This window comes from Labrenzia sp. VG12 (assembly GCF_002237595.1).
GTDB lineage: Bacteria > Pseudomonadota > Alphaproteobacteria > Rhizobiales > Stappiaceae > Roseibium.
On the sequence record NZ_CP022529.1, the window covers coordinates 3,746,126 to 3,769,566 of the forward strand.

The following is a 23,441-nucleotide window of genomic DNA, read 5'->3' on the forward strand; positions in this document are numbered from 1 at the left end:
GCCCTCTACCTTTGCGCCATGATCAGTATGGCTGAAATCGACGGCATCGAAGACTGGATGATCGGACAGGCACTTGGCACGCCCGACATGGCCACGATGTTCGGTGAAATGTGCGTGCGTCTGCGCCAGTGCAACGTTCCCGTCGACAGGGCCATGCTCGCCTGGTCGACGCTCCATCCCCTCATTGAAGCCGAACTTGCGTTCTGGGAAAGCGGAAACGCCGTTCAGCACGAACAGATCACCCATACCGAGGAAGAGACCGAGGACTGGCTGCAAAGCCCCGTGCGTGCCGTTCTTATCAGCGGAGAGCCACTTTTGCGCCGGCGGCTGACCAATGCCAACGCGCCTCTGGAATTTCCACTTCTGCAACGTCTGTCGGACACCGGCTACACCGATTACATGGTGATGCCCACCTCGTTCGAGATCCCGGCCATACCCAGCGAGTTTGCCAGCACCGGCATCGTTGTCAGCTGGGCCACCAGGGACAAGGACGGTTTCTCCGACGACGCGCTGACCGCCATCCAGTATATTCAAAAACGCCTCGCCCTGGCTGCCCGGGCAACGATTGAAGGCCAGATCAGCAAGACCATTGCGGAGACCTATCTGGGAAAGATTGCCGGCAACAAGGTCCTGAACGGCCAGATCCGCCACGGAGACGGCCAGACCATCGATGCCGTGATCTATTTCTCCGACATGCGCAGTTCCACTGCCATTGCGGAGCTGCTTGGACCGGACGCCTATCTGAGTTATCTGAACACCTATTTCGAAGCGACGGCCGGCGCGGTTCTGGACCAGGGTGGTGAAGTCCTGGATTTTATCGGCGATGCGGTGCTCGGCGTGTTTCCGATCGGCGCGCAGGGCCTTGAAACCGCCATCCGAACTGCACTTGCAACGGCCGATGACAGCCGCGAGCGGCTGAAGGCGCTGAACGCCGACCCGTCTCTTGCGCATCCCCTGAAAGCCGGAATTGCCCTGTCCGTCGGATCGGTGATGTTCGGCAATATCGGTGTCGCCCACCGCCTCACCTTTTCCGTGATCGGCCAGACGGTGCATGCCGCTGCGCGGATCGAGAGCCTGACCAAGACCGTCGGAACAGATGTTCTCATGACGGAGGACATAGCCCGCCTCGCCGGCCAACGCGCACAACCGGTCGGTTCGTTTGAACTCAGCGGCTTTACCGATCCTCAGCCGCTCTTTGCGCTGAATGCACCAACTCCTCTCCGGTCCTGAGACCGCTCGTTCTTTTCCTGACAAAAAGCAGACCACATGACAGACTTAAGCCCCAATGCGCCGAAAAACCTGCCTTTTCGCGACCAGCCTGCAAGCGGCGAGGAGGACGGCACACCGGTTGTCCTGCTGCATGGATTTGGCGGCGACCGGCAGACCTGGCTCAATATCCAGACCGCTCTGGCACCCAAAAAGCGCTCGCTGGCCTTTGACCTGCCCGGTCATGGCGAGGCGCTGGACTGGCCGCGGATCGGTCATGCCGGTGTCTCTGCGAAGGCCGTCGGCCAGTCCCTCGAAGCGCTTGACCTTCAACGGGTCCATCTCGTGGGCCATTCGATGGGCGGCGCCGTTGCGGCCCTGATTGCCCTGCGCAATCCGGACCTTGTGGCCAGCATGACACTGCTGGCGCCTGGCGGGTTTGGCCCGGAAATCAATCACCGGCTGCTGCGCCGCTATGCGGCAGCAACCGACCCGGACCTGATGGAAGTGCTGCTGGAACAGTTTTTCGGCTGGGAATTCAAGCTGCCGAAATTTCTCGCCAGGACCGCGGCCGAGAGCCGGGCCCGGCCGGGAGCCGTTGCGACGCTCGAAACCATCGCCGACGAAATCATCGACGGCACGGTGCAAAAGACCCTTCCGCGCGACGAACTGGCAGCCTTGCAGATGCCGATCAAGGTCTTGTGGGGAACTCAGGACCGCGTGCTGCCGACCCGTCAGGCCCACAAGCTCCCCGGCACCGTCGCGACCCACATCTTTGAACGTGTCGGTCACATGGTGCACCTGGAAATCCCGAAGGAAACAACGCGGCTGATCCTGCAGAACGCGAGCACGTCCTAGAGCGCGCCGCGCTGAACAAGATGCAACGTTCTTCGGCAACTACGTTGAAATCCCTGAATTCAGGCAGCGAAACCGGGCCTGATTAAACGCGGTTTGCTCCAGCGCATCATAAGGCTGCGAGGTGTGCCAGAGATCTGCTGCATCTCACAATTTCAACTTCATCCTTCGAGGAGGACCGAAAGGTCCGTCTCGAAGGATGAGGGCCTCATTGGGTCACGGTCTATAGCCGACAGCGGTCCCGCCTCACGCCTCCGGCAACAGGTCGTCGCGCCAGGGTTCGCCAATCACGCGGCGTGCCATCATGTGCGAGCGGGGCGAGTTGATGCTGTCGACGGCAATCAGCTGCGTTTCCTTCAGATAGGCAACGTAGAACTTGCTGTTCTCGGTCGAGCCGATGACCTTGGTGTCGTCATAACCTTCGGAGAGACCGGCAATCTGCAGCTTGATGTCATACTGGTCCGACCAAAACCAGGGCAGCGGATCGTAGTCGACTTCATTCCCAAGCAGGGCCTGGGCCACGATCTTGGCCTGGTCGATGGCGTTTTGCACGCTCTCCATGCGAACGGACCGCTGGTAGCGGTTGGAATAGAACCGCGTGCAGTCCCCGGCGGCAAAGATGTCCGGATCGCTGGTCTGGCCACAGCCATCGACCAGAATGCCGTTGTCGGTTTCCAGTCCGGCTTCTTCCGCAAGCCTGTCATTTGGTTCGGCTCCAACGGCCACCAGCACCAGTTCCGCCGGTACCGTCTCGCCATTCGACAGCTTGACGCCCGTGACGGCATCACCACCCTCGATGGCCTCGATACCGGTGTTCAGCTTCAGGTCGATGCCGTTTTTCTGGTGCAGCCTTGCGAAATACTCCGAGACGGCCTCACTCACGACCCGCTTCATGGGCCGGTCCTGGGCCTCGATGACACTGACTTCCTTGCCGAGCGACTTGGCCACCGCGGCCACTTCCAGGCCGATATACCCCGCACCGATAATCGCGATCCGGCGGCTTGCCGAAAGGAGATCCCGGATCACGTCAACATCCGCGATCGAGCGCAGGGTGACAACGCCCTTCTTGTCGGCACCGTCCAGTTTCAGGAAGCGGGCATTGGTGCCGGTCGCCAGCACCAGCTTGCCGTAGGGCAGCGTATCGCCGTTTTCCAGTTTCAGTCGTTTGGCTCCGCGGTCGATCTCAACCACCTTGGTGTTCGGAATGTGGTCGATCTTGTTGGTCGTGAAGAAAGCCGGCGGGCGCAGCCAGAGCCCTTCTGCCCCGATTTCACCGGCCAGGAATTTCTTGGACAGCGGCGGGCGTTGATAAGGCGGGTGAGGTTCATCACCGATCAGGCGCAGCGGGCCTTCGAACCCGCCCTGCCGCAAGGACTGGGCAACCTGCGCACCGGCCTGTCCCGCACCGATGATGACGATATCTTCTTGCATTCCGTTCCGCCTTCTTCCCGCTTGGCTCGGGGCCTGTTCAGAAAAGAATGGCTAGCACGAAGAAAAGCCGTCCGCCAGACGGGCGAAACGCCGCGTTTGACCAACGCGGCGTTTTTTTGATCCTGTGTGTTTTTCAGGGTCGAGACGGGCTCAGGCGCTGCGCACGCCTTGCAGGAATTCAGCCACTTCCTGGCGGATCAGAGCTCCCTGCTCGCCCAGCGATTCAGCCAGATGCTCGACTTCGGCACCGTTGGAACGGGCCAATTCGGCAGCCGAGCCGACAGTCTCCATTCGGGAGACCCCTTCTTCGGACCGGGTAGACGCGCTGGAGACGTTTTCGGAAATCACCTGGACGGCCTCATCCTGCTGCTGCACGGCAGAGGCAACGGCCGAGGCAAGCCCTTCCATGTCGGAGATGATCTTGTTGACGTCCTCGATCGCCTGAACTGCCTGTCCCGACGAGCCCTGGATGGCCTCGATCTGGGTGGCGATATCCTCGGTGGCCTTGGACGTCTGGTCCGCCAGCTGCTTCACCTCGGCAGCAACAACCGCAAATCCCTTGCCGGCTTCGCCGGCGCGGGCGGCCTCGATGGTCGCGTTGAGCGCCAGGAGATTGGTCTGGTTGGCAATGTCGCGGATCAGACCCATGACTTCGCCGATCCGGTCGGCGGCACTGGACAGTTCCTGCATGGTCGCCACCGTCGAGGAGGCACTCATCACCGCCTGCTGGGCAACCTCGGTCGACTTGTTGGCCTGACCTGCAATCTCTGCAATGGACGCCGCCAGTTCTTCGGCGGAATGTGCCGCAGAGGTCACGTTTTCCGCAGCCGTCCGCACCGCCCCGGCCGCTTCGCCGGACTGGTTGGCAACGTCATCGGCAGACTGCTCCATCGATTGCGACGTCTGGCGCAACTCGCCATTGGCGCGGTCCAGGCTGTCGAGCGCTTCGGACACCGTGCCTTCGAAGCGGCCGATCAATCCGTCGAGACGCGCAACGCGCTCTTCGCGCTGCCGGTTTTCCTGATCCTGCGCATGAGCCAGTTCCGCGCGTTCGACCGCGTTGTCGCGGAACACCTGCACGGTTCGGCTCATGGAAGCCAGTTCGGTGTTGCCTGCCATTTCCGGCAGATCGAGGTCCGTCTGACCGCCAGCCAGTGCTTCCATGGCTGCCTGAAGGCGTGCCAGAGGCCGGGCAACGGACTGGCCGATCAGGATTGCAATGGCCGGCAACAGGATCAACAGAACAAGGATGGTACCGCCAATGGCATAGGCCGCAATGGACCGGGCCGTTTCAAGCTGGGCCGAAGCTGCCTTCTGCATGCTGCTTGCGGCTTCATTTAGCGAGGCGATATGCGGCGGTACCAGGTTGAACAAGTCATCCAAAAGCTGTTCCTGCTTCGCCTTGTCCGCCTTTGCAATCGTGTATTCGTCAAACGTGGCCTTGTACTTGGCCATGTTATCGGCAAGTTCTTTCTTGATTGCGTCTGAGATATAGACCTTCTTGAGCAGTTTTTCGAAGGCTGCAAACTGCGCATCGAACACTTCTTTCGCTGCTGAAGTATTGTTGAGCGTGAATTCCTTTTCCGCAAGCTGCACGGCGAGGATCGCCCGGGCCAGCTTTTCGAAATCGGGGCCCCCACCAAATTTCATCTCTTCTGCGAGGCGATCCTTGACCGCACCGGCAAACTGATTAAGCCCGGCGAGATGACCCTGCGTTGTGTCGTAGCCAATCTTTTGCTGAACCGCATCCAGCATTTCAAAGGCGCCCATCGTGCCGTTCAAGGTGTCACGGACATCGGAAATCTCGGTCGCGTAGGCAGCCGCCGCCGGATTGGTTTCGATCCTGTCCAGAATTGCATTCGCGCTTTCCAGTTCAACGGAAAACCCGTTGAAGGTGCTGGCGGATGGGGCGCTGACATAATGCTCTTCCAAAGTGCGCAGCTTGCCGCCGGCTTCCGACAGCGCTCCGACCTGCTCGGCCAGTGAGGAACTGCCGCTCATGCGCGCGAAAGCCGAATTGAGTTCGCCCTGGCTCCAGAAGAAGACGCCTCCAATCGCCAATAGTCCGACGATTGTAAACAGGCTGAGAGCGAGAATTCTGACTTTGACAGACAGGTTGGCAAAGATGTGAAATGGAGATTGCGATCCGAAGGCCACCGGCGTATGTCCCTTAACACTCACGTTGGCGATCAAGAATTGGATAAAATTGCCAATTTACAGTTAACATCCGCGCAACTCGGCCAATCAGGCACTCTTCTTCCGTTACGACAGATTTCTCCTTAGCCCTTGAGGTCACACTTGATTTCTCTTGCGAGACTTGCTCCGGCAATTTTTGTCCTTTTGTGGTCGACCGGCTTTGTCGGCTCCAAGCTGGGGGCGCCTTACATTGAGCCCATGGTCTTTTTGACGGTGCGTTTTGTCGCTGTTTTGCCGATCCTGATTCTGCTCGCGCTGTTGCTCGCAAAGTCCTGGCCGAAAACGCCAATGGCGGTGTTTCATTGCATCGTCACGGGCATGCTGGTGCACGGGATTTATCTTGGCGGCGTGTTCTGGGCGATCAAGCAAGGTATGCCGGCTGGTCTTTCCTCCATCATTGTCGGTCTGCAGCCTGTGCTGACGGCCCTGATGGCGGTCGGGCTCCTGAACGAGACGATTTCGAGGAAACACTGGCTCTCCATGGCCATTGGCGCAGCGGGCCTTGCATTGGTGCTCGGACCGAAATTCGACCTCGGCGGTTCGGGCATTACAGCTGCCACGGTGGGCATCGTCTTCGTTGCGGTGGCTGCCATCAGTTTCGGCACCGTCTATCAGAAGCGTTTTGTACAGCAGACGGATCTGCTGGCGGCCACGGTCTGGCAATATGTGGGAGCACTGGTCGTCACGGTGCCGTTCAGCCTTGCGGAAAGCTGGCAGATCACCTGGTCGGGAGAGCTGATCTTCGCCATGGCCTGGCTGGTGCTGGTGCTGTCGGTCGGCGCCATCCTGCTGCTGATGTTGCTGATCCGGGAGGGCGCGGTCTCAAAGGTGGCGAGCCTGTTCTACCTGGTGCCGGTGGCAACGGCGGTGGAAAGCTATTTCCTTTTTGGCGAAATCCTGTCCCCCGTCCAGATCGGCGGCATGGTTCTGGTGATCGGCGCCGTCCTGACCATTCGCAAGGCGGCTTAAGACTGCCTTCAGACGTCAGAAGCTGGGAGGGGTCGCGTCGGCCGGAACCGTCACAGGCTCCTTTCGGCGGTCTTTCTGGCGCTGCCAGTACCGCCTTTGCCGCAAGATCGCGGCATTCAGTTCTCCGCCCAGGATGAACACCAGCGCGCAGATATAGAGAAAGATCAGCGCGGTCATGATCCCGGCAAGGCTGCCATAGGTGGAAACATAGTTGGCAAAGCTCGCCAGATAGGCACCGAAGGCGCTGCCCGCGATGATCCACATGACAAGCGTCGCCAGCACACCCGGCCACAGGTCGCGAAATGACCGTTTGCCTGCAGGCAACAGCCAGTGCGTGACGAACAGGCCGATGATCAGAAGAGACCCGGCGAGGGTGAAGCGGGCCACGTTGATCGACAGCAGAAACGATTCGACCTGGGGCACATAGGCCTGGAGGGTTTCCAGGGCGAGCGGCGCCAGAACCACCAGAAACGTGTAGGACAGCAAGATGGCCGCCCCCAGCAGGACCAGCCCGAGCGACTGCAATCTGAGCAGGATGATCGAACGTTGTTCTGTCTGCCGATAGGCCCGGTTGAGCGCCGTGCGCAGCGCTTCGACCCCGTTCGACGCAAACCAGAGCGCGGCAACCGCACCGAAGGTCAGAAGATCGCCGCGCCGGACGGTCAGCACATCGTGGATTTCGTTGACCACCGGCGACGCAACGCTTTCGGGCCAGGCATCGAAAAGAAGATCGGAGACGGTGTCGGCCGCACCGGTCATGCCGAAAAAGGCTGCCAGCGACGCAATGAAGATCAGCAGCGGGAACACCGCCAACAGGCCGGACAAGGCCACATGGCTGGCCATTGCGAAACCGTCGTCGCGGGCGAAATGGCCGATGGCGTCCTTCAGGACGGCATAGATTACCAGGACTGTTTGTCGGACGCGCATGGGCTTGATGTGGCCCTGAGGCGGCCGATCCGTCAAGTCCGGGGGCAAAAAACCCCATCCTCCAAAAGGTCTATAAATTCGCCCTCGACAAATGCCGGTGTGCAACGCAACATAGCTTCAAGAAAATGCCCCCGGGCGCAACAAATGAAAACGGAGATCGCCATGTCCACCGCAGCTCTTCCGGCGGCAGAGAACCAGCAAAACCTTCACGAGCGCACCGAGGCCGCCGTCGAAACGCTCGACCGGCTGCTGGATCTCGCAGCGCAGCGCGTCCGAGCGTTGGTCACCGCGGACGGCAGGATCTCGGCCACCCGGATGGAGGAAGAGCAGCGGGCAACCCACGGCCTTGCCTGGCTGGCAACCTATGTCGAATCGCTGCGCCAGCTGAACGCTTATGCTCTCAGGCTCACGGAAGAAGGCCGTTACGGCACGCTGGAGGACCGGATTGTCCAGCTGGGGTTTGCCGAATACCTGGCCCAGATTTTCGGCGGCATTCCGATGAACCAGGGTGAATTTGTCCGCCTTGCCGATCTCGGACTGTCCTTTCAGGAGGTCCAGGACCTTCATACGCCCGAGATCGTGGCCCTGATCGATACCGGCAACACCCCCGACATCCGCAGGGAAATCACGCAGCTGATCCGCGACCAGGCCGGTCATTCCACCTTCGGCGATCCGGGCCTCGACGAGACCATGGAGCAGATCCGCAACGAAATGCGGCGGTTTGCCGAAGGCACCGTCGTGCCTCATGCCCATGAATGGCACCTGAACAACGACTATATTCCGCTCGACGTCATCGGCCAGATGTCCGAACTCGGCGTCTTCGGCCTCACCATTCCCGAGGACTATGGCGGGCTCGGCCTCGGCAAGGAAGCCATGTGCGTGGTGTCCGAGGAGCTTTCCCGGGCCTATATCGGTGTCGGTTCGCTTGGCACGCGCTCCGAGATTGCCGCGGAACTGATCCTGTGCGGCGGCACGGAAGAGCAGAAACAGCACTGGCTGCCGAAAATCGCGTCCGGCGAGATCCTGCCGACGGCCGTCTTCACCGAGCCCAATACCGGCTCCGACCTGGCTTCGCTGAAAACCCGCGCGGTGAAGGACGGGGACACCTGGAAGATTTCCGGCAACAAGACCTGGATCACCCATCCGGTGCGCGCCGACATCATGACGCTGCTGGCCCGGACCAACCCGGACGAGCCCGGTTACAAGGGCCTGTCCATGTTCATCGCCGAAAAGCCCCGGGGCACGGATGAAGATCCGTTCCCGGCGGAAGGCATGAGCGGTGGCGAAATTGAAGTGCTCGGCTACCGCGGCATGAAGGAATACGAAATCGCCTTCGACGGGTTTGAGGTGAAGGGCGAAAACCTGCTTGGACAGGTCGAGGGCGAAGGCTTCAAGCAGCTGATGCAGACATTCGAGGGCGCTCGTATCCAGACCGCGGCCCGGGCACTCGGTGTGGCCCAGTCCGCGCTGGACCTCGGTCTGAAATATGCAGAGGAGCGCATCCAGTTCGGCAAGGCTCTCATCCACTTCCCGCGTGTTTCGGACAAGCTTGCCCTGATGACGGTCGAACTGATGATCGCGCGTCAGCTGACCTACTTCTCCTCCTGGCAGAAGGACAGCGGCAAACGCTGCGACCTGGAAGCCGGCATGGCCAAGCTGCTTGGCGCGCGCGTTGCCTGGGCAGCCGCCGACAATGCCTTGCAGATCCACGGCGGCAACGGCTTCGCGCTGGAATACGCGATCTCCCGCGTCCTGTGCGATGCCCGGATCCTGAACATTTTCGAAGGGGCTGCCGAGATTCAGGCACAGGTCATCGCCCGCCGTCTCCTGGAAACCAGAGGCAATTCATAAGCGCAAATGAGGAGGCTGCCTTTGCAGCCTCCCTGCGTCATTCAACACGTGAAAAGGCAACGCCGGTTCTGCGGTTCCTGACACCGTGCGAACCGGCGCAGACCTCTCTGCTGGGGTGACTGCGGTTGAACTGGCGGCGTTCTGCCCCCAGATTGTATGTCATGCAGGATCACGAAAGACGCGACTCATGACATCTTCGTTTTCATTTGAGGACCTTGGTTTCGACCCCGAAATCCTGGGACCGGAAGAAGACCAGAAGGTCACCGTCCGGCAAAAGCTCATGGCGACCGCAAGAAAGGCGGCGCGCCAGGTCCCGTTCATGGAAGACGTCATCGCCGGCTATTATTGCGCGCTTGACCCGTCAACACCGGCAAAGGTGCGGGCCACGCTTCTCGCGGCGCTAGCCTATTTTGTTCTACCGGTCGATACGATCCCGGATTTTATCCTCGGCATCGGTTTTGGCGATGATGCCACCGTGCTGATGGCTGCAATCGCCATGATCCGCAGCCATATGCGCGACGATCACTACGATGCCGCGCGCGAGGCACTCAAGGACGGCGATCTCTGAACTGCACTATCTAAAGTTGGATTTCAGTCGACTCGTTCTTGATCGGCCGGCTTCGTGTCGCGCCGCTGCAGGCCGTGCCAGCAACCGGATGTCCGGCCGGCGATCAGCCAGTAAACCGCACCGGCGACAAACCCGGCAGCCAGCGCCACCCCGCTGCCCGGACGGAGCGTCTCGGCATCGGCCTCGCTTCCCAGGGTCCAGACCGCAAAGGCGATCAGGCCCGCGGCCGCCATGTGAAACACAATGCCCTTGAGCCGGGCAGTTTCGGCAACCGCTATGAGCAGCCCTGCCGGAACCAGGGCGGTTGCACCGACAACGCTGGCGGTTACAAGCCCGGCACCGACGGTCGCCGCGAAGCCAACAGGATCGGTGTCCGGCGGACCGGCACGGAAAAAGCCCCACACAAGGAACAGCCCGCAAGCCAGTACGGCAAGAATGAACCCGGTCACCACCTTGAGGAGCTGATAAACAAATTTTCCGCCGTCCAAGCCGCCTGTCCTTCTTGATCTCGATAGTCTGCCTCCTTACTTGAGCCCGCACGGAAGCAAATGCAACAGCCGGGACAAGACCGGTCGGCAGACAGATTGAATTCCGCCAGGGAACGGACCGCTGCCGAAAATCCGCGAAGGCCCCAAGAAAACCGTTGTTTTCGGTTGACTTTTTGCCGGTTTCGCAGGAGCTTAGGGGATGGCGTCAAGCCAAGCACGTTCAGTCCCCTTGGTGCAGTTGTTCCGAGGCTTTTCGTGTAGGTATCGAGCCAAATCCTGACGCCACGTTGAAACGATAGAGGAGATTGCGACCATTCGCCGTCCGTTCCGCGCCCCGCCTCCCACGAAGGAAGGCCCGCGCACCAACCAAGAAATTCGCGTTCGCGAAGTCCAGTTGATTGATCATGAAGGCGCCAACCGTGGTGTCGTGCCGACCGAGGAGGCGATGGATATCGCCCTGGATGCAGGCCTGGATCTAGTTGAAATCCAGCCCAACGCAAACCCGCCCGTCTGCAAGATCCTGGACTATGGCCGGTACAAGTACCAGGCCCAGAAGAAAGCCGCAGAAGCCCGCAAGAAGCAGAAGACCGTCGAGATCAAGGAGATCAAGATGCGTCCGAACATCGACACCCATGACTATGAGGTGAAGATGAAAAACATGCTGCGTTTCTTCAATGACGGAGACAAGGTGAAGGTCACACTCCGCTTCAGGGGGCGTGAAATGGCGCACCAGGACCTGGGCATGAACCTGCTCAACAAGGTCCGCGAAGAAACCAACGAGATCGCCAAGGTCGAATCCGCTCCGAAACTGGAAGGTCGGCAGATGGTGATGGTGCTTGCGCCGATCAAGTAACCGGCCCGCATCTCAGGAATTCGAAAACCCCGCCTCGGCGGGGTTTTTTGTTTTGTCCAATTCGGCTGGGACAGCTTTACAGATCACGTCCGAGCAGCCAGGTGACTTCTCCCGGAAGCTCCAATAAGCAAAAAGCGCTCAAACGTCCTCCATCGGCCGTTTCGGGGCAACGAGAGGCAGAACGATCTTGAATGTCGTCCCCTCGCCAACCTTGCTCTCCACGTCGATTTTTCCACCGAGCAGTTCGGTGACGAGATTATAGACGATATGCAGGCCGAGCCCTGATCCACCCATACCAAGCTTGGTCGTGAAGAACGGGTCGAAAATCTTGCCGATGGTCTCGTCAGGAATCCCCATGCCATTGTCGGCAACGGTGAGCGTCAGATGGCTTCCGTCCGTGACCGAATGGACCTTGATGACACCCGACGCCTCCGGCGGGAAGGCATGGACAAGTGCATTGTTGTAGAGATTGAGCAGCACCTGCCCGACCGGTCCGGGATAACTGTCCATCTCCGCATCGGCTTTGATCGTCGTTTCGACAATGACATGCGCCTTTTCAAGAGACGGCCCGAGGGTCACACCGATTTCCTTGACGATTTCGGAGAAACTGAAGACGCGGCGCTTGTAGCTTGTCTGGTCAACTGCAACCTGCTTGAAGCTGGCAACCAGTTCGTCGGCCTTGCTCAGATTGCGCAAGATCAGCTGGTTGCCATTGTCGACCACTTCGGCAAATTCCAGAAGAATTTCCGGCTCCAATGGCTGGTCGACCGCCCTCCTGAAGTCCCGGCTCCTGTCAACAAGAGTGCTCGCCATCATGACGGCATTGCCGATCGGCGTGTTCAGCTCATGGGCAACACCCGCGACCAGGGAGCCCAGACCGGCAAGCTTTTCCGATTTGACCAGCTGGCTCTGTGCCTCCTTCAGCTCCGCCACGGTCCGGGATAATTCCGCGTTGGCCTGCGTGAGTTCCCGGGCGCGCTCGGCCACACGGCCTTCCAGATCCGCATTCACATCCTGGAGCTTGTGAATGGCCTCACGGCGCTCAAGTTCCGTGGTATTTGCACGCCCGAACAAGCTCTTCCAGTGACGCGGCACTACGGGGCTCTGGATCCGCACCTTGTGCGGCAGATTTTCGACATGACGGGCCAGCTGCAAGGCAGGCAGCGTGAAGCGGCGGTGCTGGAGGACCACAAGCCCGATCAGCGACGCGACGCATAGGCTCATCATGGCGAGATACGGCGTCATCAGCTCAAAAACGGAAGACCGGAGATCTTCCTTGGCGATGTAAAGCAACATCCGCCAGGGTGTCCCCTGCAGATCGAATGTCTTCCAGACACCATGGTCGGACCGCTGCAATTCATTGGGACTGATGGAGAAAACGGTTTCAACCTGCAAGGGATCGAGCACTTCGGACAAATTCAGGATTCGGCTGGACATCTCCTGCGGTGGCCTTGAGGCGGCGATCACCTGACCGCCTTCTGCCAGAACCCAGAACCTGGCAATGGCGGTATCGTCGACCTTCAGCTGCTCGTTCAGAACGGCCAGCGTCAGGTCCGAACCAAAGACGCCGACAAAGTCGTCCAAATGGTAGACCGGTGCCACCAGCGACACCATCAACCCTGCTGCTGCGGCATCTGGATATGGCGGCGTCCAGGCAAGCCGACGGCCGGGATTCTGCTCCGGACCAACCAAATTCACCGGGTAGGTCCCACCTGCCGCAAACACCACGTCGAGGATCTCGTCCATCGTGGTTTTACCGGTTGCTCCGCTCAGCGCCCTGAAATCGAGCCCCGGGTAGAGAACGCTGAATTCGCCCGCCGCATCGTAGTAATAGCTCCACTGCAGGTTGGGGAACTTCTTGTGCGCATTCCACATCAGCGGCAGCGCCGTCAGCATGTCGTCCAGCTCCCGCCGGTAACCTGCAGCGCTCTTGCGAACATAGAGCGTCCCCGTTTTGGATCTGAGCTCAGGCGGCAGGATATCCCAGGGGGCCCCGGCAGGACTGCCAAGTCCGAGACTTTCCAGCGTTTCACTCGTGCTGCCGCCGCTGCTCAGCTCCTTTCGTGATAGCAGGGTCTCCATCACGAACCGCATGCCATCCACATGTTGCTGAGCTTCTTCGAGTTGATGCTGCAAACCCTTGTGGAGCAGTTCCGCCTGCCCGATCGCCTCACGCGTCAACCGATCGGATATCTGCTTGGCCTGAAGTATTCCGAACCCGGCCCCCACCGCGGAAAGCAGCAGGATGCCGCCGACAAACAGGATGCCGTAAGCCTTTATGAGGCGTTCCGAATCTGTTCTCGGAATATCTGCGACGGACGCGGCACTGACAGTTTCTTCGGTCATCGGGACGCCTCCTGTGGCCCTCGGGAAGACCGTAGCACCCCAGGGGTCGTATCAATCTCCCCCTGCACAGGCACACTGATGACACAATGAAACAGCGCGAACTGCAAATCTTCACTACCCCGTTCTTCATCCGCAGCAAAAAAGATACGCAGTTTGCAATTAATGCAAAATATACATCTCCGAACATCGATATTTTTGACGATAGAAAATCGAAAAACTGCTTCAAACAACTGCAGAAACTGACATGCACCGAAGTCGAATCAACTCCAGGCCCAAGGACAGGGGAGCAAACACCTGACCGCCAAGGACAAGTTGTCGCGACCTTGCTGCTCCTATCACGTTCATTCGGGCCTGACCGACATCACCGACCCGGAAAAGGGGACGGCCCGGCAGATTGGAGCCTGCCGGGCCGCATGACTGACTGGAGGTTGGAGGTCTTCAGTCAGGCGAACTGTCGTCTGATCAGAATGTGCGCTGCATACGAACACCGAAGAGGAGTTCGTCCGTGTCACCCTGGGTGTCGACATCAACGTTGGCGTAACCGACATCGGCACCAAGCAGGAAGCCGGACACCGGCTCCCACTGAACCGAGCCGTCGATCGCGTAACGGGTAACGTCGTTCAGGCCGCTTGCAGCATCAATGTCGGCATAGGAACCGTCAAGCGCAAGACCGATCGTGCTGGTTGCCTGGATGTAAGCACCAGCCGAAAGGGAATAACCGGTAGACGTGTCGTTGCCATTGTAGTCCGCAACGCCGTCGTAGGTTGTGACGTAGGCAAGAGCGCCGTCAGCGTAGAAGCCCTGGAAGAAGATGTTCGAACCGGAGTTCGCGAACGGCAGGTTGACGCTCACGCCACCGCCGATGGCCCAGCCGAGATCATCCTCGCCATTACCGGTATTGGTGCCGTTGGCAGCCGCATCCGGATAAACCTGGTGCAGGGCACCGGACAGCTGTGCGCTACCCCAACCCTGGGAAACGCCGAGTGCGGCGACGACGTCCGGCATACGAGTGCCGCCGTAGTTGCCGTATTCACGCTCCGAACGGTCTTCCAGAGCGATGGTTGCGGAGAAACCGTTGCCGAAGGCTGCGGTATAGGCGATCTGGTTCACGGTGACGTCGGACCAGTCGCGATCAACCACACCGATGAACGCCTGACCGGTGAAGATGTCGAAGTTCGAGGTCAGACGACCTGCGGTCAGACCACCCCACTGGATATAGGCATTGTCGAGGGTGAAGGAAGAATTGTCACCGTTGGTCGAAGACCCGTAGATGGAGACGTAGCTGCGCAGCGTGCCGAACTCGGTTGCTGTGCGAGCGTCGAGGTACAGGTAACCACGAGCCAGCCAGGAGTAGCCGTCGCTGTCACGGTTGCGCCACGGCGAGTTGGCGTCGTCCAGAACATTGTTTACGACAAACTGGGTACGAACACGGCCGCCGACGCGGAGGCAGGTTTCGGTGCCCGGGATGTAGTAGAAACGTGCACCATAGGCATCGCAGACACGGACATAGTCGACCGGCTCCGGAGCAACGGGAAGGTCCGCTGCCTGGGCGGTGGAGGCTGTGGCGATGGCCGCAGCGCCGAGCATCAAGCTCTTGAAGTTCATTTGCTTCTCCAATTTCGATTTTGCGCCGGGGAGGGAGGAGACACGAATACTTAAACGTGTTCCGCAAAGCGCGCATTTTAACTTCCGCCTACTGGAATATACATAGTCCATCTCGGCGGCGACGCCCTTAAAAAGCCGATCGAATCGACAGAACGCAACTCAAAAAACGAAAATTCAGCATATTGAATCCGGGAGTCATATTTTTACAACACTATGAATTGCATAGGATTTTTATCCTTTTTCACATTTTGGCGCACCCTCTTGAACATCCGGCACCGCAACCCCATATGCCACCGTTTTTGCACCAGGTGTTTTACTTAAGAATATTTAGATCCAAAAACTGATCTTCCGTTTTTTCGATGGAGTTAAACTGATCAGTTTAATTTTGCAAACCCGAAAAATGAGCCTCAGCATTTGTATTTCCGAGCGAAATTTTCGCGTTTTTGTTGTTCAGGATTGTCATTTATAGCTAGTTTTTCTCGCTGCGACGCAGCAATTTTCGTTTTTCTTCCATTTTACAGGCCAATGACTCACTCCGTCGCAAACTCGCCACAAAAAGATCTTTGTTACAAATTTATTTTAAAAAAATTTGGACAGTACTTGAAATGAGAAGTCGTCATACAGATCTATTAGGGAAGTTTTTCCGGGACCGCGTCCGCCGTTCCGGTCAGGATGTTTACCGCGGGACAGGGAGCTTCCATGCTGGAGCAAGACAATGGCAATAGCGTCGAGGCTTCGAGCCTTGTCACGCTGACGGCGGATATCGTCTCCACTTATGTCACCAACAACACGGTTCCGACTGAGGATCTGACCGAACTGATCCGCAACGTTCACGGCGCTCTGGAGCAAGCGGCCGGATCACAGGCGTCAAACGGGCAGCCTGTTCCAGCGGTCCCAGTCGAAAAGTCGGTCACGCCGGAGTTCATCTACTGCCTGGAAGACGGCAAACCGTTCAAGTTTCTGACCCGCCACCTCAAGACCAAGTACAACCTCACGCCCCGCGAATATCGCGAGAAGTGGAGCCTGTCAGCGACCTATCCGATGGTCGCCCCCAAATACTCCAAGAGGCGCGCGGAAATGGCCAGAAAGGCGAAACTGGGGCACAAACGGGATGCAGGTGAGCAGATCCGGAATTGAAAGTGAACTGGTCTGGATAAATCCGAAACACCGATGGAATAGCGGTCGGAACAAAACAATCGCGCTGCCGGTTGAAACTGTCTGCTCTTCTTTGAAAGGCCGTCGGCTAACGCGCGTTCTTTCGCCTGAACTGCTCTCGAAAGGCCCGTGGCGTCAAGCCGGCCAGGCGGCCAAACAGGCGAATGAAGGACGGTGGATCGTTGTAACCAACCGCATAACAAATCTCCGAGACACTGGTTTTGGTCTCGATCAGCAACACTCTTGCCCGTTCGATCCTGAGTTCCTGCAGATAGGCTTGAGGTGACAAGCCGGTGGCGGTCTTGAAACGCCGCTGAAAGCTGCGCCCCGGCAGCCCGCTCACTTCGGCCATATCCCTGACCGTGAGCGGATCACGGTACCGGGCTTCCAGATGATGCTGGGCTTTCAGAACGGCCTGGTCGCCGTGGCGCAGCTCCGGCAGGAAGCGGTGAAACCGGCGCTGATCACGCCGCTTGAATTCGACAATGAAATGGCGCGCCGTTTCCAGGGCAACATCATGCCCCTGAAAACGCTCAATCAGGGCGAGCGCCAGGTCGACCCAGGCCATCAGTCCCCCAGCCGTAACGAGATCAGAGTATTCGATCAGGAGCTGATCGGTGTCCAGCTGCAGGCCGGGGTAGGCTGCACGAAGGTGCTGCGCGAGCCCCCAATGGGTCGTCACCAGCCTCCCGCCTGTCAGATCGGCCTCCGCTATGAAGGCCAACCCCGTGCAGGCAGAACAGACGACGGCCCCCGTTCGGTGCTGCCCCACCAGAAAATCCGAAATCTGCGGCACTTCCTCTGCAAAAACCGGCCCTGCCGACGGTGGCAGTATCAATGCCGCATACCGTTCTGGATGCGGTTGAAACGTGTTTAGAACGGCAAGATCCAGGACGGTGTCAGAGATCCCGTTTGCATGCCCAATAATGTCCTGCAGACCAAGCACAGCTGAGTCCAAGGATCCCGGATAGGCAAGAATGGCTACGGGCAAGCGAGTTATCATTTGGCTGATTTAGCACATTTTTTGTCAAACGCGCCAATCCCGACAGCTAGCGATCGAGCCTAACTTCCAGGCAACAGAAAACGGAGTGATATCAAGATGCTCGTTCCTTCTCAGCCGTCCCCGACCCAAACCCGCCTGGGAAACCTGACAGTCACCACACTGTCTGACGGTTTCCTCGATGTGCCCGGCGCCTACTTTTCCAATCTTTCCCCCCAAGAACACAGACATGTTCTGCCGACGGCGCGTTTTGGCGCCAACACCTGGCTGATAGAGGCAGAGGCACGAAAGGTGCTGGTCGATGCAGGGTCCGGCAGCTGGCTGAAAGAGCGTTTTGCTGACACCGGCAACCTCGGCTGGCAGCTTGATGACAGGATGGAAGAACGCGCGGCAGTCACCGACATTATTGTGACCCATATGCATGCCGACCACATTGGCGGGCTTGTTGCCGGTGGCCGCAGTCTTTTTCCAAACGCGACAATTCACATGCAGGCGGCCGAATGGGTTTTCTGGACGGATGCAGCGCTTCCGCAATCCGTCCCGGAAGACCAGCGCCCCCTGATCGAGCTGATTCAGGCGCTTGGCACTCCGCTCAAGGGTCAGATCAAGTTGCATGAAGGTGAAGCAGACCTTGGCGGCGGCATCACTCTGCTGCCGGCCGCCGGGCACACACCCGGTCACCAGGTGGTGCATCTGTCTGCAGGGACCCGTGAGCTCATGCTGATTGCAGATGCCGTCGTTTCAGAGGCGTTGCAGTTTGGAAATCCCGACATCCACTACGCTCTGGACGGCGACCCGGCAAAGGCCGCCGAGACACGCAAGACCCTCTTCGACAGGTTCGCCTCGAACAAAATTCCATTCGCAGCGACGCATCTGACGTCAACTGGCTTTGGCCATCTGGAGCGAAGCGGCAGCGGCTACGACTATACCGCTGCCTGATCGAAAGGTTCTGGTTCTCAGCTGATGCTGACCCAGCCACCCGTCTCCGCCGAGGCAAAGATCGCGTCCAGGACCTTCATGTTCTGGACGGCGTCCTGTGCACCATAAGGCAGCGGCTCTGCACCGGAAACGGCCCGTCCGAAGACGTCAGCCAGCTCGGCATACTGGTCACAGGGCGCGATAAGCTCGGATGTCATGGACGCATCCCCCAGCAGCGAACCGTCATCCAGCCGGATCTGAAGAGCTTCTCCCTGTGGCGCGTTGAAGGGAATGACGATTTCCAGGCGCTTCTTCGTGCCGACCAGCTGCAGACGCTGATAAGGCGTCAATTGGGTGGAAACCGTAAAGGACAGGTGCCGGTTCGCGCCGAAATCCATCAACGCACTGGTCATCCGGTCGGTGCCGAACTCGGGGTCCCGGTCGATCAGCGACACAACACGCTCAGGCTCGGCATCGTAGAAAAAACGACCGGCCAGCATGGTGTAGCAGCCGATATCCATCAGGGCGCCACCACCGATATCGGCCTTGTTGCGGATATTGCCCGGATCGTCGTTGTAATAGCTGAAAAAGCCCTGGATTGCCTTCAGCTCTCCCAGGGCTCCCGAGCGCACGAGATCCCGCGCCCTGATCCATTGCGGATGCGCCCGCACCATGAAACCTTCCGCAACCAACCTGTCTTTCGGCAGTTTCAGAAGCTGCTCGGCCTCTCTTGCATTGAGTGCAATCGGCTTCTCGCACAGGACATGTTTGCCCGCCTCGACCGCCTGGACCGTTACCGGCACATGCATATGGTTGGGCAGCGGATTGTAGATGGCGTCGATGTCCGGGTCGGCCAGGAGCTCTTCATAGGAGCCATAGGCCTTTTCAATGCCGAGCTCACCTGCGGCCGCCCTGGCCTTTTCAAGCCCTCTTGAGGCAATTGCGGCGGCGACACCGGTTTCGGAACGTTGTATGCCCGGGATAACCTTTGTCAGCCCGATCCTTGCCGTCGAAACGATGCCCCATCTGATCCTGTCCGCCATTTTCTCTCCGTTTCACACGCAATTTAATCGGTTAGAAGCCCGTATTCCCGGACCTCCTTGTCGCTCATGACATGTATGCCGTCTGCGGGCGCCGCTGACAATGTGAACCAGTAGAAACGATCGTCGCCAAGCATGTCCTCGGTGTATTTCCGCGCCTCCTCGTGCTCCGGGCTGTCCTTCGGATAGTGCGCGCCGTCATGGATGCCGTCCGACCAGGAATGCACCCCGAGCACAGCCCCCTCCCCGATGGTCCGTTCAACGCCAGCCAGGAAAAGATCCACGCCGCCGGAATAGATCTCGGCGCCCGCCGGCACATGAGTTGCCAGTCCGAGCTCCCGGACCCGGTAACCGAGCTTCACATTGGTCTCGTCGTCGCTCGATCCGGAGATACCGTCCAGCACCAGCACTTTCACCCATGGAAAGGCGCTGATCACTTCGTTGAACTGATCGAGTGAAAGGGCGTTGATTTCACCACGGACATACAGCCGGTCGTCGGCGACCTGGAACCGGGTTGTCGGCATGGAATTGGCAAAGAAGTCGCTCGTGATCTTGGCGCCGGCAAAAAAGCCGGCAACGAGAATCGCAAGAACGGTAACCGCCAGCCAGACAAGGGGCCGTCGCATCATGGCATCTCTTCCCGTCAGGCGCGGCCCGGCGCTATCACGCCCCGAGCCGGCCCATTCAAATCAGAATTTCTGCGGAACATAGAGATGTTCGGGCAGAACCTTGCGCTCATAATCCTGATTATAGACCCGTTCCGGCAGGGAGATCGGGTCATGTGGCACTTCTTCATACGGGATCATCGACAGAAGATGCGAGATGCAGTTCAGGCGCGCCTGTTTCTTGTCATTGCCCTCCACGATGAACCAGGGCGCCTCGGGAATGTTGGTGCGCTCGAAGGTCTCTTCCTTTGCCTTGGTGTAATCTTCCCAGCGCACGCGCGATTCCAGATCCATCGGCGACAGTTTCCACTGCTTCAAGGGATCGTGGATACGCATCAGGAAGCGCAGCTGCTGTTCCTCATCCGTGATCGAGAACCAGTATTTGATCAGGCGCACGCCGGAGCGCACAATCATGCGCTCGAATTCCGGAACGTCATTGAAAAACTGATCGACCTGATCCTCGGATGCGAACCCCATCACACGCTCAACACCTGACCGGTTGTACCAGGAGCGGTCGAACAGGACCATTTCACCGGCGGCCGGCAGATGCGGCACGTAACGCTGGAAGTACCACTGGGTCTTTTCACGGTCTGTCGGGGCCGGCAGCGCGACCACCCGGGCAACGCGCGGATTGAGACGCTGGGTGATGCGCTTGATGACACCGCCCTTGCCGGCCGCATCGCGACCTTCAAAGACAATGACGATCTTCTCGCCCGTGTGCTGGACCCAGTCCTGCAGTTTCACCAGTTCGGCCTGCAGACGCAGCAATTCATGAAAGTAGGTGTTCCGGTCGAGCGGCGACTTGTGTTTCTTTTCCGAAATGAAGGCCAGGTCCTTGGCGATCAGATTGTCATCGATCTCCATTTCCAGTTCTTCATCCAGGCTGTCCGCCCATTCGGCCTCAACCCAGCTCTTTGCGCTCTCTTCGGTCATCAATCGGTCCCCTTGAAAAATTCTGGCGAAACGCTCGCACGACTGTGAACAGATTATCCATGTAAGTTTTTTGACACTGCCCCGTCTCCGCAAGCCATTCTTTGATCTGACCCCTCCATTCTTGAAAAAGACACTTGTAAATGAATGATCGTTCATTTACTTTACTGATCACGGAGGAGCCAGATGATCAGCAATGCAGCCAAGGCGCAGCCACGCGGAGCATCCCGCCCGAAAGGGCTGGAGACGGCCGCACGTGTGCGCAAGGCAGCGTTGAAACGCTTTGCCGCATCTGGCTATGCAGCCGTTTCCATGCGGGAAATCGCTGCCGATGTCGGCGTTCGTCCCGGCGCGCTCTACAATCACTTCCCGACCAAACAGGACATCCTGAAGGACCTGATGCTGTCCCACATGGCCGACCTGCTTCAGGCCTGGGACAGCGCCGACTTTCCGGAAAAGATGGACCCGCTGGAGCGGTTCGTGCGCTTCCACATCCGTTATCACCTGGAAAAGACGGACGAGGTCTTCATCTCCTATATGGAGCTGCGCAACCTGGAACCGGACAATTTCGATCTGGTCGAGGCTGAAAGGCGTCGCTACGAGGCGATCCTGACCGGTATCCTGCAGGACGGCGCAGCCCGTGGCCGCTATGCGGTCACCGAGCCGAAGGTCGCAACGCGCGCCATCATCGCCATGCTGACCGGCATCCCCAACTGGTACCGCGAAGGCGGCCGCCTCGCCAAGCACGACATCGAAGACATTTATCTTGAGCTGGCGCGCAAGGCCGTTGCGCCTGGCGCCACACCACCCTTGACGGGAGACCGGATGACATGAGCATCCTGAAATCGAGCCTTTCGCCCAAATCCGAACAATTCGCCGCCAACAGGGCCGCGCATGAAGCTGCCATGGATCAGGTCAAGGCGGCCGCGCAGACCGCGCTTGACGGTGGCGGCGAAAACGCCCGCCAGCGCCACGTCTCCCGGGGCAAGATCCTGCCGCGTGAACGCGTCTCGCGGCTGCTGGATCCGGGCTCTCCGTTTCTGGAAGTCGGCATGCTGGCCGCGCACGACATGTACGAGGGCGCTGCCCCGGCGGCCGGCATGATTGCCGGCATTGGCCGGGTCGAGGGCCAGGAGGTGATGATCCTGGCCAATGACGCCACCGTCAAGGGCGGCACCTATTATCCGATGTCGGTCAAGAAACACCTGCGTGCCCAGGAGATTGCGCAGGAAAACAACCTGCCCTGCATCTATCTGGTGGATTCAGGCGGCGCCAACCTGCCCAACCAGGACGAGGTCTTCCCGGACAGGGATCATTTCGGCCGCATCTTCTACAATCAGGCCAACATGTCGGCCAAGGGCATTGCCCAGATCGCCGTCGTCATGGGCTCCTGCACGGCCGGGGGCGCCTATGTGCCGGCCATGTCCGACGAAACGATCATCGTCAAGAACCAGGGCACCATCTTCCTGGCGGGTCCCCCCTTGGTAAAGGCTGCCACCGGCGAAGAAGTCACTGCCGAGGATCTGGGGGGCGGCGACGTCCACACAAGGCTGTCCGGCGTGGCCGATCACCTGGCCCGCGACGATGCCCATGCGCTAGCGCTCGCCCGCCGCGCCATTGCCAGCCTCAATCGCAGCAAGATCTCTTCCGTTGCCCTGCAGAGCCCGGAAGACCCGCTCTACGATCCGGAGGAAATCCTCGGGGTTGTGCCAGCAGACCTGAAAACCCCTTATGACATCCGCGAGGTCATCGCCCGCACGGTCGATGGCTCCCGGTTCGATGAGTTCAAGGCCCGGTACGGCACGACCCTGGTCTGCGGTTTTGCCCATATCCACGGCATGCCGGTCGGCATCATCGCCAACAATGGCGTTCTCTTTTCAGAAAGTGCGGTGAAGGGTGCTCATTTCGTCGAGCTCTGCTCCCAGCGCAAGGTGCCGCTGGTCTTCCTTCAGAACATCACCGGCTTCATGGTCGGACGCAAATATGAAAGCGGCGGCATTGCCAAGGACGGTGCCAAGCTGGTGACAGCAGTCGCCACCACGTCCGTTCCCAAGATCACCATGCTGGTCGGCGGATCGTTCGGTGCCGGCAATTACGGCATGTGCGGCCGGGCCTATTCGCCGCGTTTCCTGTGGACCTGGCCGAATTCACGCATCTCCGTGATGGGCGGCGAACAGGCCGCCGGTGTTCTTGCCACCGTCCGCCGCGACGGTATCGAACGCAAGGGCGGCTCCTGGTCGACGGATGAAGAACAGGCCTTCAAGAAGCCGATCATCGACCAGTTCGAGGCGCAGGGCCATCCGCTTTACGCCACCGCCCGCCTCTGGGATGACGGCATCGTCGATCCGCGCAAGACCCGTGACATTCTCGGCCTGTCGCTCTCGGCCGCGCTGAACGCGCCGATCGAGGACACCCGCTTCGGCCTGTTCCGGATGTGA

General features: G+C 59.2%; 20 protein-coding genes. 10 read left to right on the forward strand and 10 right to left on the reverse strand.

The window, feature by feature from the left end; translation table 11 throughout:
* Window positions 1-27: 27 nt before the first annotated feature.
* Together CHH27_RS17270 and CHH27_RS17275 are read left to right on the forward strand one after the other, a co-directional pair.
* Window positions 28-1,230 carry an adenylate/guanylate cyclase domain-containing protein gene (locus CHH27_RS17270; RefSeq protein ID WP_208988262.1) on the forward strand — a complete coding sequence of 401 codons (1,203 nt, stop codon included), beginning with the start codon at window positions 28-30 and terminating at the stop codon, window positions 1,228-1,230.
* A gap of 36 nt (window positions 1,231-1,266) precedes the next feature.
* Window positions 1,267-2,064 (forward strand): alpha/beta fold hydrolase, encoded by a 798-nt coding sequence (locus CHH27_RS17275; protein ID WP_094072681.1) that lies wholly within the window; start codon window positions 1,267-1,269, stop codon window positions 2,062-2,064.
* A gap of 243 nt (window positions 2,065-2,307) precedes the next feature.
* On the opposite strand, the gene CHH27_RS17280 is transcribed toward CHH27_RS17275, so the two are convergent.
* A complete protein-coding gene (locus tag CHH27_RS17280; RefSeq protein WP_094072682.1) occupies window positions 2,308-3,492 on the reverse strand; it encodes an NAD(P)/FAD-dependent oxidoreductase in 1,185 nt (394 codons plus the stop codon).
* Between the two features lie 150 nt (window positions 3,493-3,642).
* On the reverse strand, window positions 3,643-5,673 hold the full coding sequence (locus CHH27_RS17285; protein ID WP_208988263.1) for a methyl-accepting chemotaxis protein: 2,031 nt from the start codon (window positions 5,671-5,673) through the stop codon (window positions 3,643-3,645).
* 117 nt (window positions 5,674-5,790) lie between these two features.
* On the opposite strand from CHH27_RS17285, the gene CHH27_RS17290 reads away from it, so the two are divergent.
* Window positions 5,791-6,657 carry a DMT family transporter gene (locus CHH27_RS17290; protein ID WP_094072684.1) on the forward strand — a complete coding sequence of 289 codons (867 nt, stop codon included), beginning with the start codon at window positions 5,791-5,793 and terminating at the stop codon, window positions 6,655-6,657.
* 15 nt (window positions 6,658-6,672) lie between these two features.
* On the opposite strand, the gene CHH27_RS17295 is transcribed toward CHH27_RS17290, so the two are convergent.
* Complete coding sequence (locus tag CHH27_RS17295) at window positions 6,673-7,584, reverse strand: YihY/virulence factor BrkB family protein (RefSeq protein WP_094072685.1); 912 nt, start codon at window positions 7,582-7,584, stop codon at window positions 6,673-6,675.
* Between the two features lie 162 nt (window positions 7,585-7,746).
* Here CHH27_RS17295 and CHH27_RS17300 point away from each other — a divergent pair, with 162 nt between their 5' ends.
* Window positions 7,747-9,435 carry an acyl-CoA dehydrogenase family protein gene (locus CHH27_RS17300; RefSeq protein WP_094074827.1) on the forward strand — a complete coding sequence of 563 codons (1,689 nt, stop codon included), beginning with the start codon at window positions 7,747-7,749 and terminating at the stop codon, window positions 9,433-9,435.
* A gap of 187 nt (window positions 9,436-9,622) precedes the next feature.
* Complete coding sequence (locus CHH27_RS17305) at window positions 9,623-10,003, forward strand: YkvA family protein (protein WP_094072686.1); 381 nt, start codon at window positions 9,623-9,625, stop codon at window positions 10,001-10,003.
* A 23-nt stretch (window positions 10,004-10,026) separates the two neighbouring features.
* Here the strand turns inward: CHH27_RS17305 and CHH27_RS17310 are convergent, their stop codons facing one another.
* Entirely contained in the window at window positions 10,027-10,491 is a 465-nt protein-coding gene (locus CHH27_RS17310) for a translation initiation factor IF-3 (protein WP_094072687.1), read from the reverse strand.
* 313 nt (window positions 10,492-10,804) lie between these two features.
* Between CHH27_RS17310 and infC the strand changes: the two genes are divergently transcribed.
* Complete coding sequence (infC, locus tag CHH27_RS17315) at window positions 10,805-11,344, forward strand: translation initiation factor IF-3 (protein WP_094072688.1); 540 nt, start codon at window positions 10,805-10,807, stop codon at window positions 11,342-11,344.
* A gap of 138 nt (window positions 11,345-11,482) precedes the next feature.
* On the opposite strand, the gene CHH27_RS17320 is transcribed toward infC, so the two are convergent.
* Window positions 11,483-13,690: an ATP-binding protein gene (locus CHH27_RS17320; protein ID WP_094072689.1), complete on the reverse strand. Its 2,208-nt coding sequence runs from the start codon at window positions 13,688-13,690 to the stop codon at window positions 11,483-11,485.
* Window positions 13,691-14,152: 462 nt separating this feature from the next.
* Window positions 14,153-15,295 carry a porin gene (locus tag CHH27_RS17325; protein ID WP_094072690.1) on the reverse strand — a complete coding sequence of 381 codons (1,143 nt, stop codon included), beginning with the start codon at window positions 15,293-15,295 and terminating at the stop codon, window positions 14,153-14,155.
* 699 nt (window positions 15,296-15,994) lie between these two features.
* On the opposite strand from CHH27_RS17325, the gene CHH27_RS17330 reads away from it, so the two are divergent.
* Entirely contained in the window at window positions 15,995-16,432 is a 438-nt protein-coding gene (locus CHH27_RS17330) for a MucR family transcriptional regulator (RefSeq protein WP_094074828.1), read from the forward strand.
* A gap of 106 nt (window positions 16,433-16,538) precedes the next feature.
* On the opposite strand, the gene CHH27_RS17335 is transcribed toward CHH27_RS17330, so the two are convergent.
* A complete protein-coding gene (locus CHH27_RS17335) occupies window positions 16,539-17,453 on the reverse strand; it encodes a GlxA family transcriptional regulator (RefSeq protein WP_094072691.1) in 915 nt (304 codons plus the stop codon).
* Window positions 17,454-17,549: 96 nt separating this feature from the next.
* On the opposite strand from CHH27_RS17335, the gene CHH27_RS17340 reads away from it, so the two are divergent.
* On the forward strand, window positions 17,550-18,389 hold the full coding sequence (locus CHH27_RS17340) for an MBL fold metallo-hydrolase (protein WP_094072692.1): 840 nt from the start codon (window positions 17,550-17,552) through the stop codon (window positions 18,387-18,389).
* A 17-nt stretch (window positions 18,390-18,406) separates the two neighbouring features.
* Here the strand turns inward: CHH27_RS17340 and CHH27_RS17345 are convergent, their stop codons facing one another.
* The 3 genes from CHH27_RS17345 to ppk2 are packed head-to-tail and all read right to left on the reverse strand — an operon-like array spanning window position 18,407 to window position 21,006.
* A complete protein-coding gene (locus CHH27_RS17345) occupies window positions 18,407-19,411 on the reverse strand; it encodes a Gfo/Idh/MocA family protein (RefSeq protein WP_094072693.1) in 1,005 nt (334 codons plus the stop codon).
* Between the two features lie 23 nt (window positions 19,412-19,434).
* Window positions 19,435-20,037 (reverse strand): hypothetical protein, encoded by a 603-nt coding sequence (locus tag CHH27_RS17350; RefSeq protein ID WP_094072694.1) that lies wholly within the window; start codon window positions 20,035-20,037, stop codon window positions 19,435-19,437.
* 60 nt (window positions 20,038-20,097) lie between these two features.
* On the reverse strand, window positions 20,098-21,006 hold the full coding sequence (gene ppk2, locus CHH27_RS17355; protein WP_094072695.1) for a polyphosphate kinase 2: 909 nt from the start codon (window positions 21,004-21,006) through the stop codon (window positions 20,098-20,100).
* A gap of 183 nt (window positions 21,007-21,189) precedes the next feature.
* On the opposite strand from ppk2, the gene CHH27_RS17360 reads away from it, so the two are divergent.
* Together CHH27_RS17360 and CHH27_RS17365 are read left to right on the forward strand one after the other, a co-directional pair.
* Window positions 21,190-21,837: a TetR/AcrR family transcriptional regulator gene (locus tag CHH27_RS17360; RefSeq protein WP_094072696.1), complete on the forward strand. Its 648-nt coding sequence runs from the start codon at window positions 21,190-21,192 to the stop codon at window positions 21,835-21,837.
* Window positions 21,834-23,441, forward strand: a complete 1,608-nt coding sequence (locus CHH27_RS17365) for a carboxyl transferase domain-containing protein (protein ID WP_094072697.1) — start codon at window positions 21,834-21,836, stop codon at window positions 23,439-23,441. The genes CHH27_RS17360 and CHH27_RS17365 overlap by 4 nt, the downstream gene beginning before the upstream one ends.

Coding starts and splice junctions, on each gene's coding strand:
- CHH27_RS17340 (WP_094072692.1), top strand. CDS start 17,550: ATGCTCGTTCCTTCTCAGCCGTCCCCGACCCAAACCCGCCTGGGAAAC.
- CHH27_RS17365 (WP_094072697.1), top strand. CDS start 21,834: ATGAGCATCCTGAAATCGAGCCTTTCGCCCAAATCCGAACAATTCGCC.
- CHH27_RS17335 (WP_094072691.1), bottom strand. CDS start 17,453: ATGATAACTCGCTTGCCCGTAGCCATTCTTGCCTATCCGGGATCCTTG.
- CHH27_RS17300 (WP_094074827.1), top strand. CDS start 7,747: ATGTCCACCGCAGCTCTTCCGGCGGCAGAGAACCAGCAAAACCTTCAC.
- ppk2 (WP_094072695.1), bottom strand. CDS start 21,006: ATGACCGAAGAGAGCGCAAAGAGCTGGGTTGAGGCCGAATGGGCGGAC.
- CHH27_RS17325 (WP_094072690.1), bottom strand. CDS start 15,295: ATGAACTTCAAGAGCTTGATGCTCGGCGCTGCGGCCATCGCCACAGCC.
- CHH27_RS17330 (WP_094074828.1), top strand. CDS start 15,995: ATGCTGGAGCAAGACAATGGCAATAGCGTCGAGGCTTCGAGCCTTGTC.
- CHH27_RS17270 (WP_208988262.1), top strand. CDS start 28: ATGGCTGAAATCGACGGCATCGAAGACTGGATGATCGGACAGGCACTT.
- CHH27_RS17350 (WP_094072694.1), bottom strand. CDS start 20,037: ATGATGCGACGGCCCCTTGTCTGGCTGGCGGTTACCGTTCTTGCGATT.
- CHH27_RS17280 (WP_094072682.1), bottom strand. CDS start 3,492: ATGCAAGAAGATATCGTCATCATCGGTGCGGGACAGGCCGGTGCGCAG.
- CHH27_RS17305 (WP_094072686.1), top strand. CDS start 9,623: ATGACATCTTCGTTTTCATTTGAGGACCTTGGTTTCGACCCCGAAATC.
- CHH27_RS17320 (WP_094072689.1), bottom strand. CDS start 13,690: ATGACCGAAGAAACTGTCAGTGCCGCGTCCGTCGCAGATATTCCGAGA.
- CHH27_RS17360 (WP_094072696.1), top strand. CDS start 21,190: ATGATCAGCAATGCAGCCAAGGCGCAGCCACGCGGAGCATCCCGCCCG.
- CHH27_RS17295 (WP_094072685.1), bottom strand. CDS start 7,584: ATGCGCGTCCGACAAACAGTCCTGGTAATCTATGCCGTCCTGAAGGAC.
- CHH27_RS17275 (WP_094072681.1), top strand. CDS start 1,267: ATGACAGACTTAAGCCCCAATGCGCCGAAAAACCTGCCTTTTCGCGAC.
- CHH27_RS17345 (WP_094072693.1), bottom strand. CDS start 19,411: ATGGCGGACAGGATCAGATGGGGCATCGTTTCGACGGCAAGGATCGGG.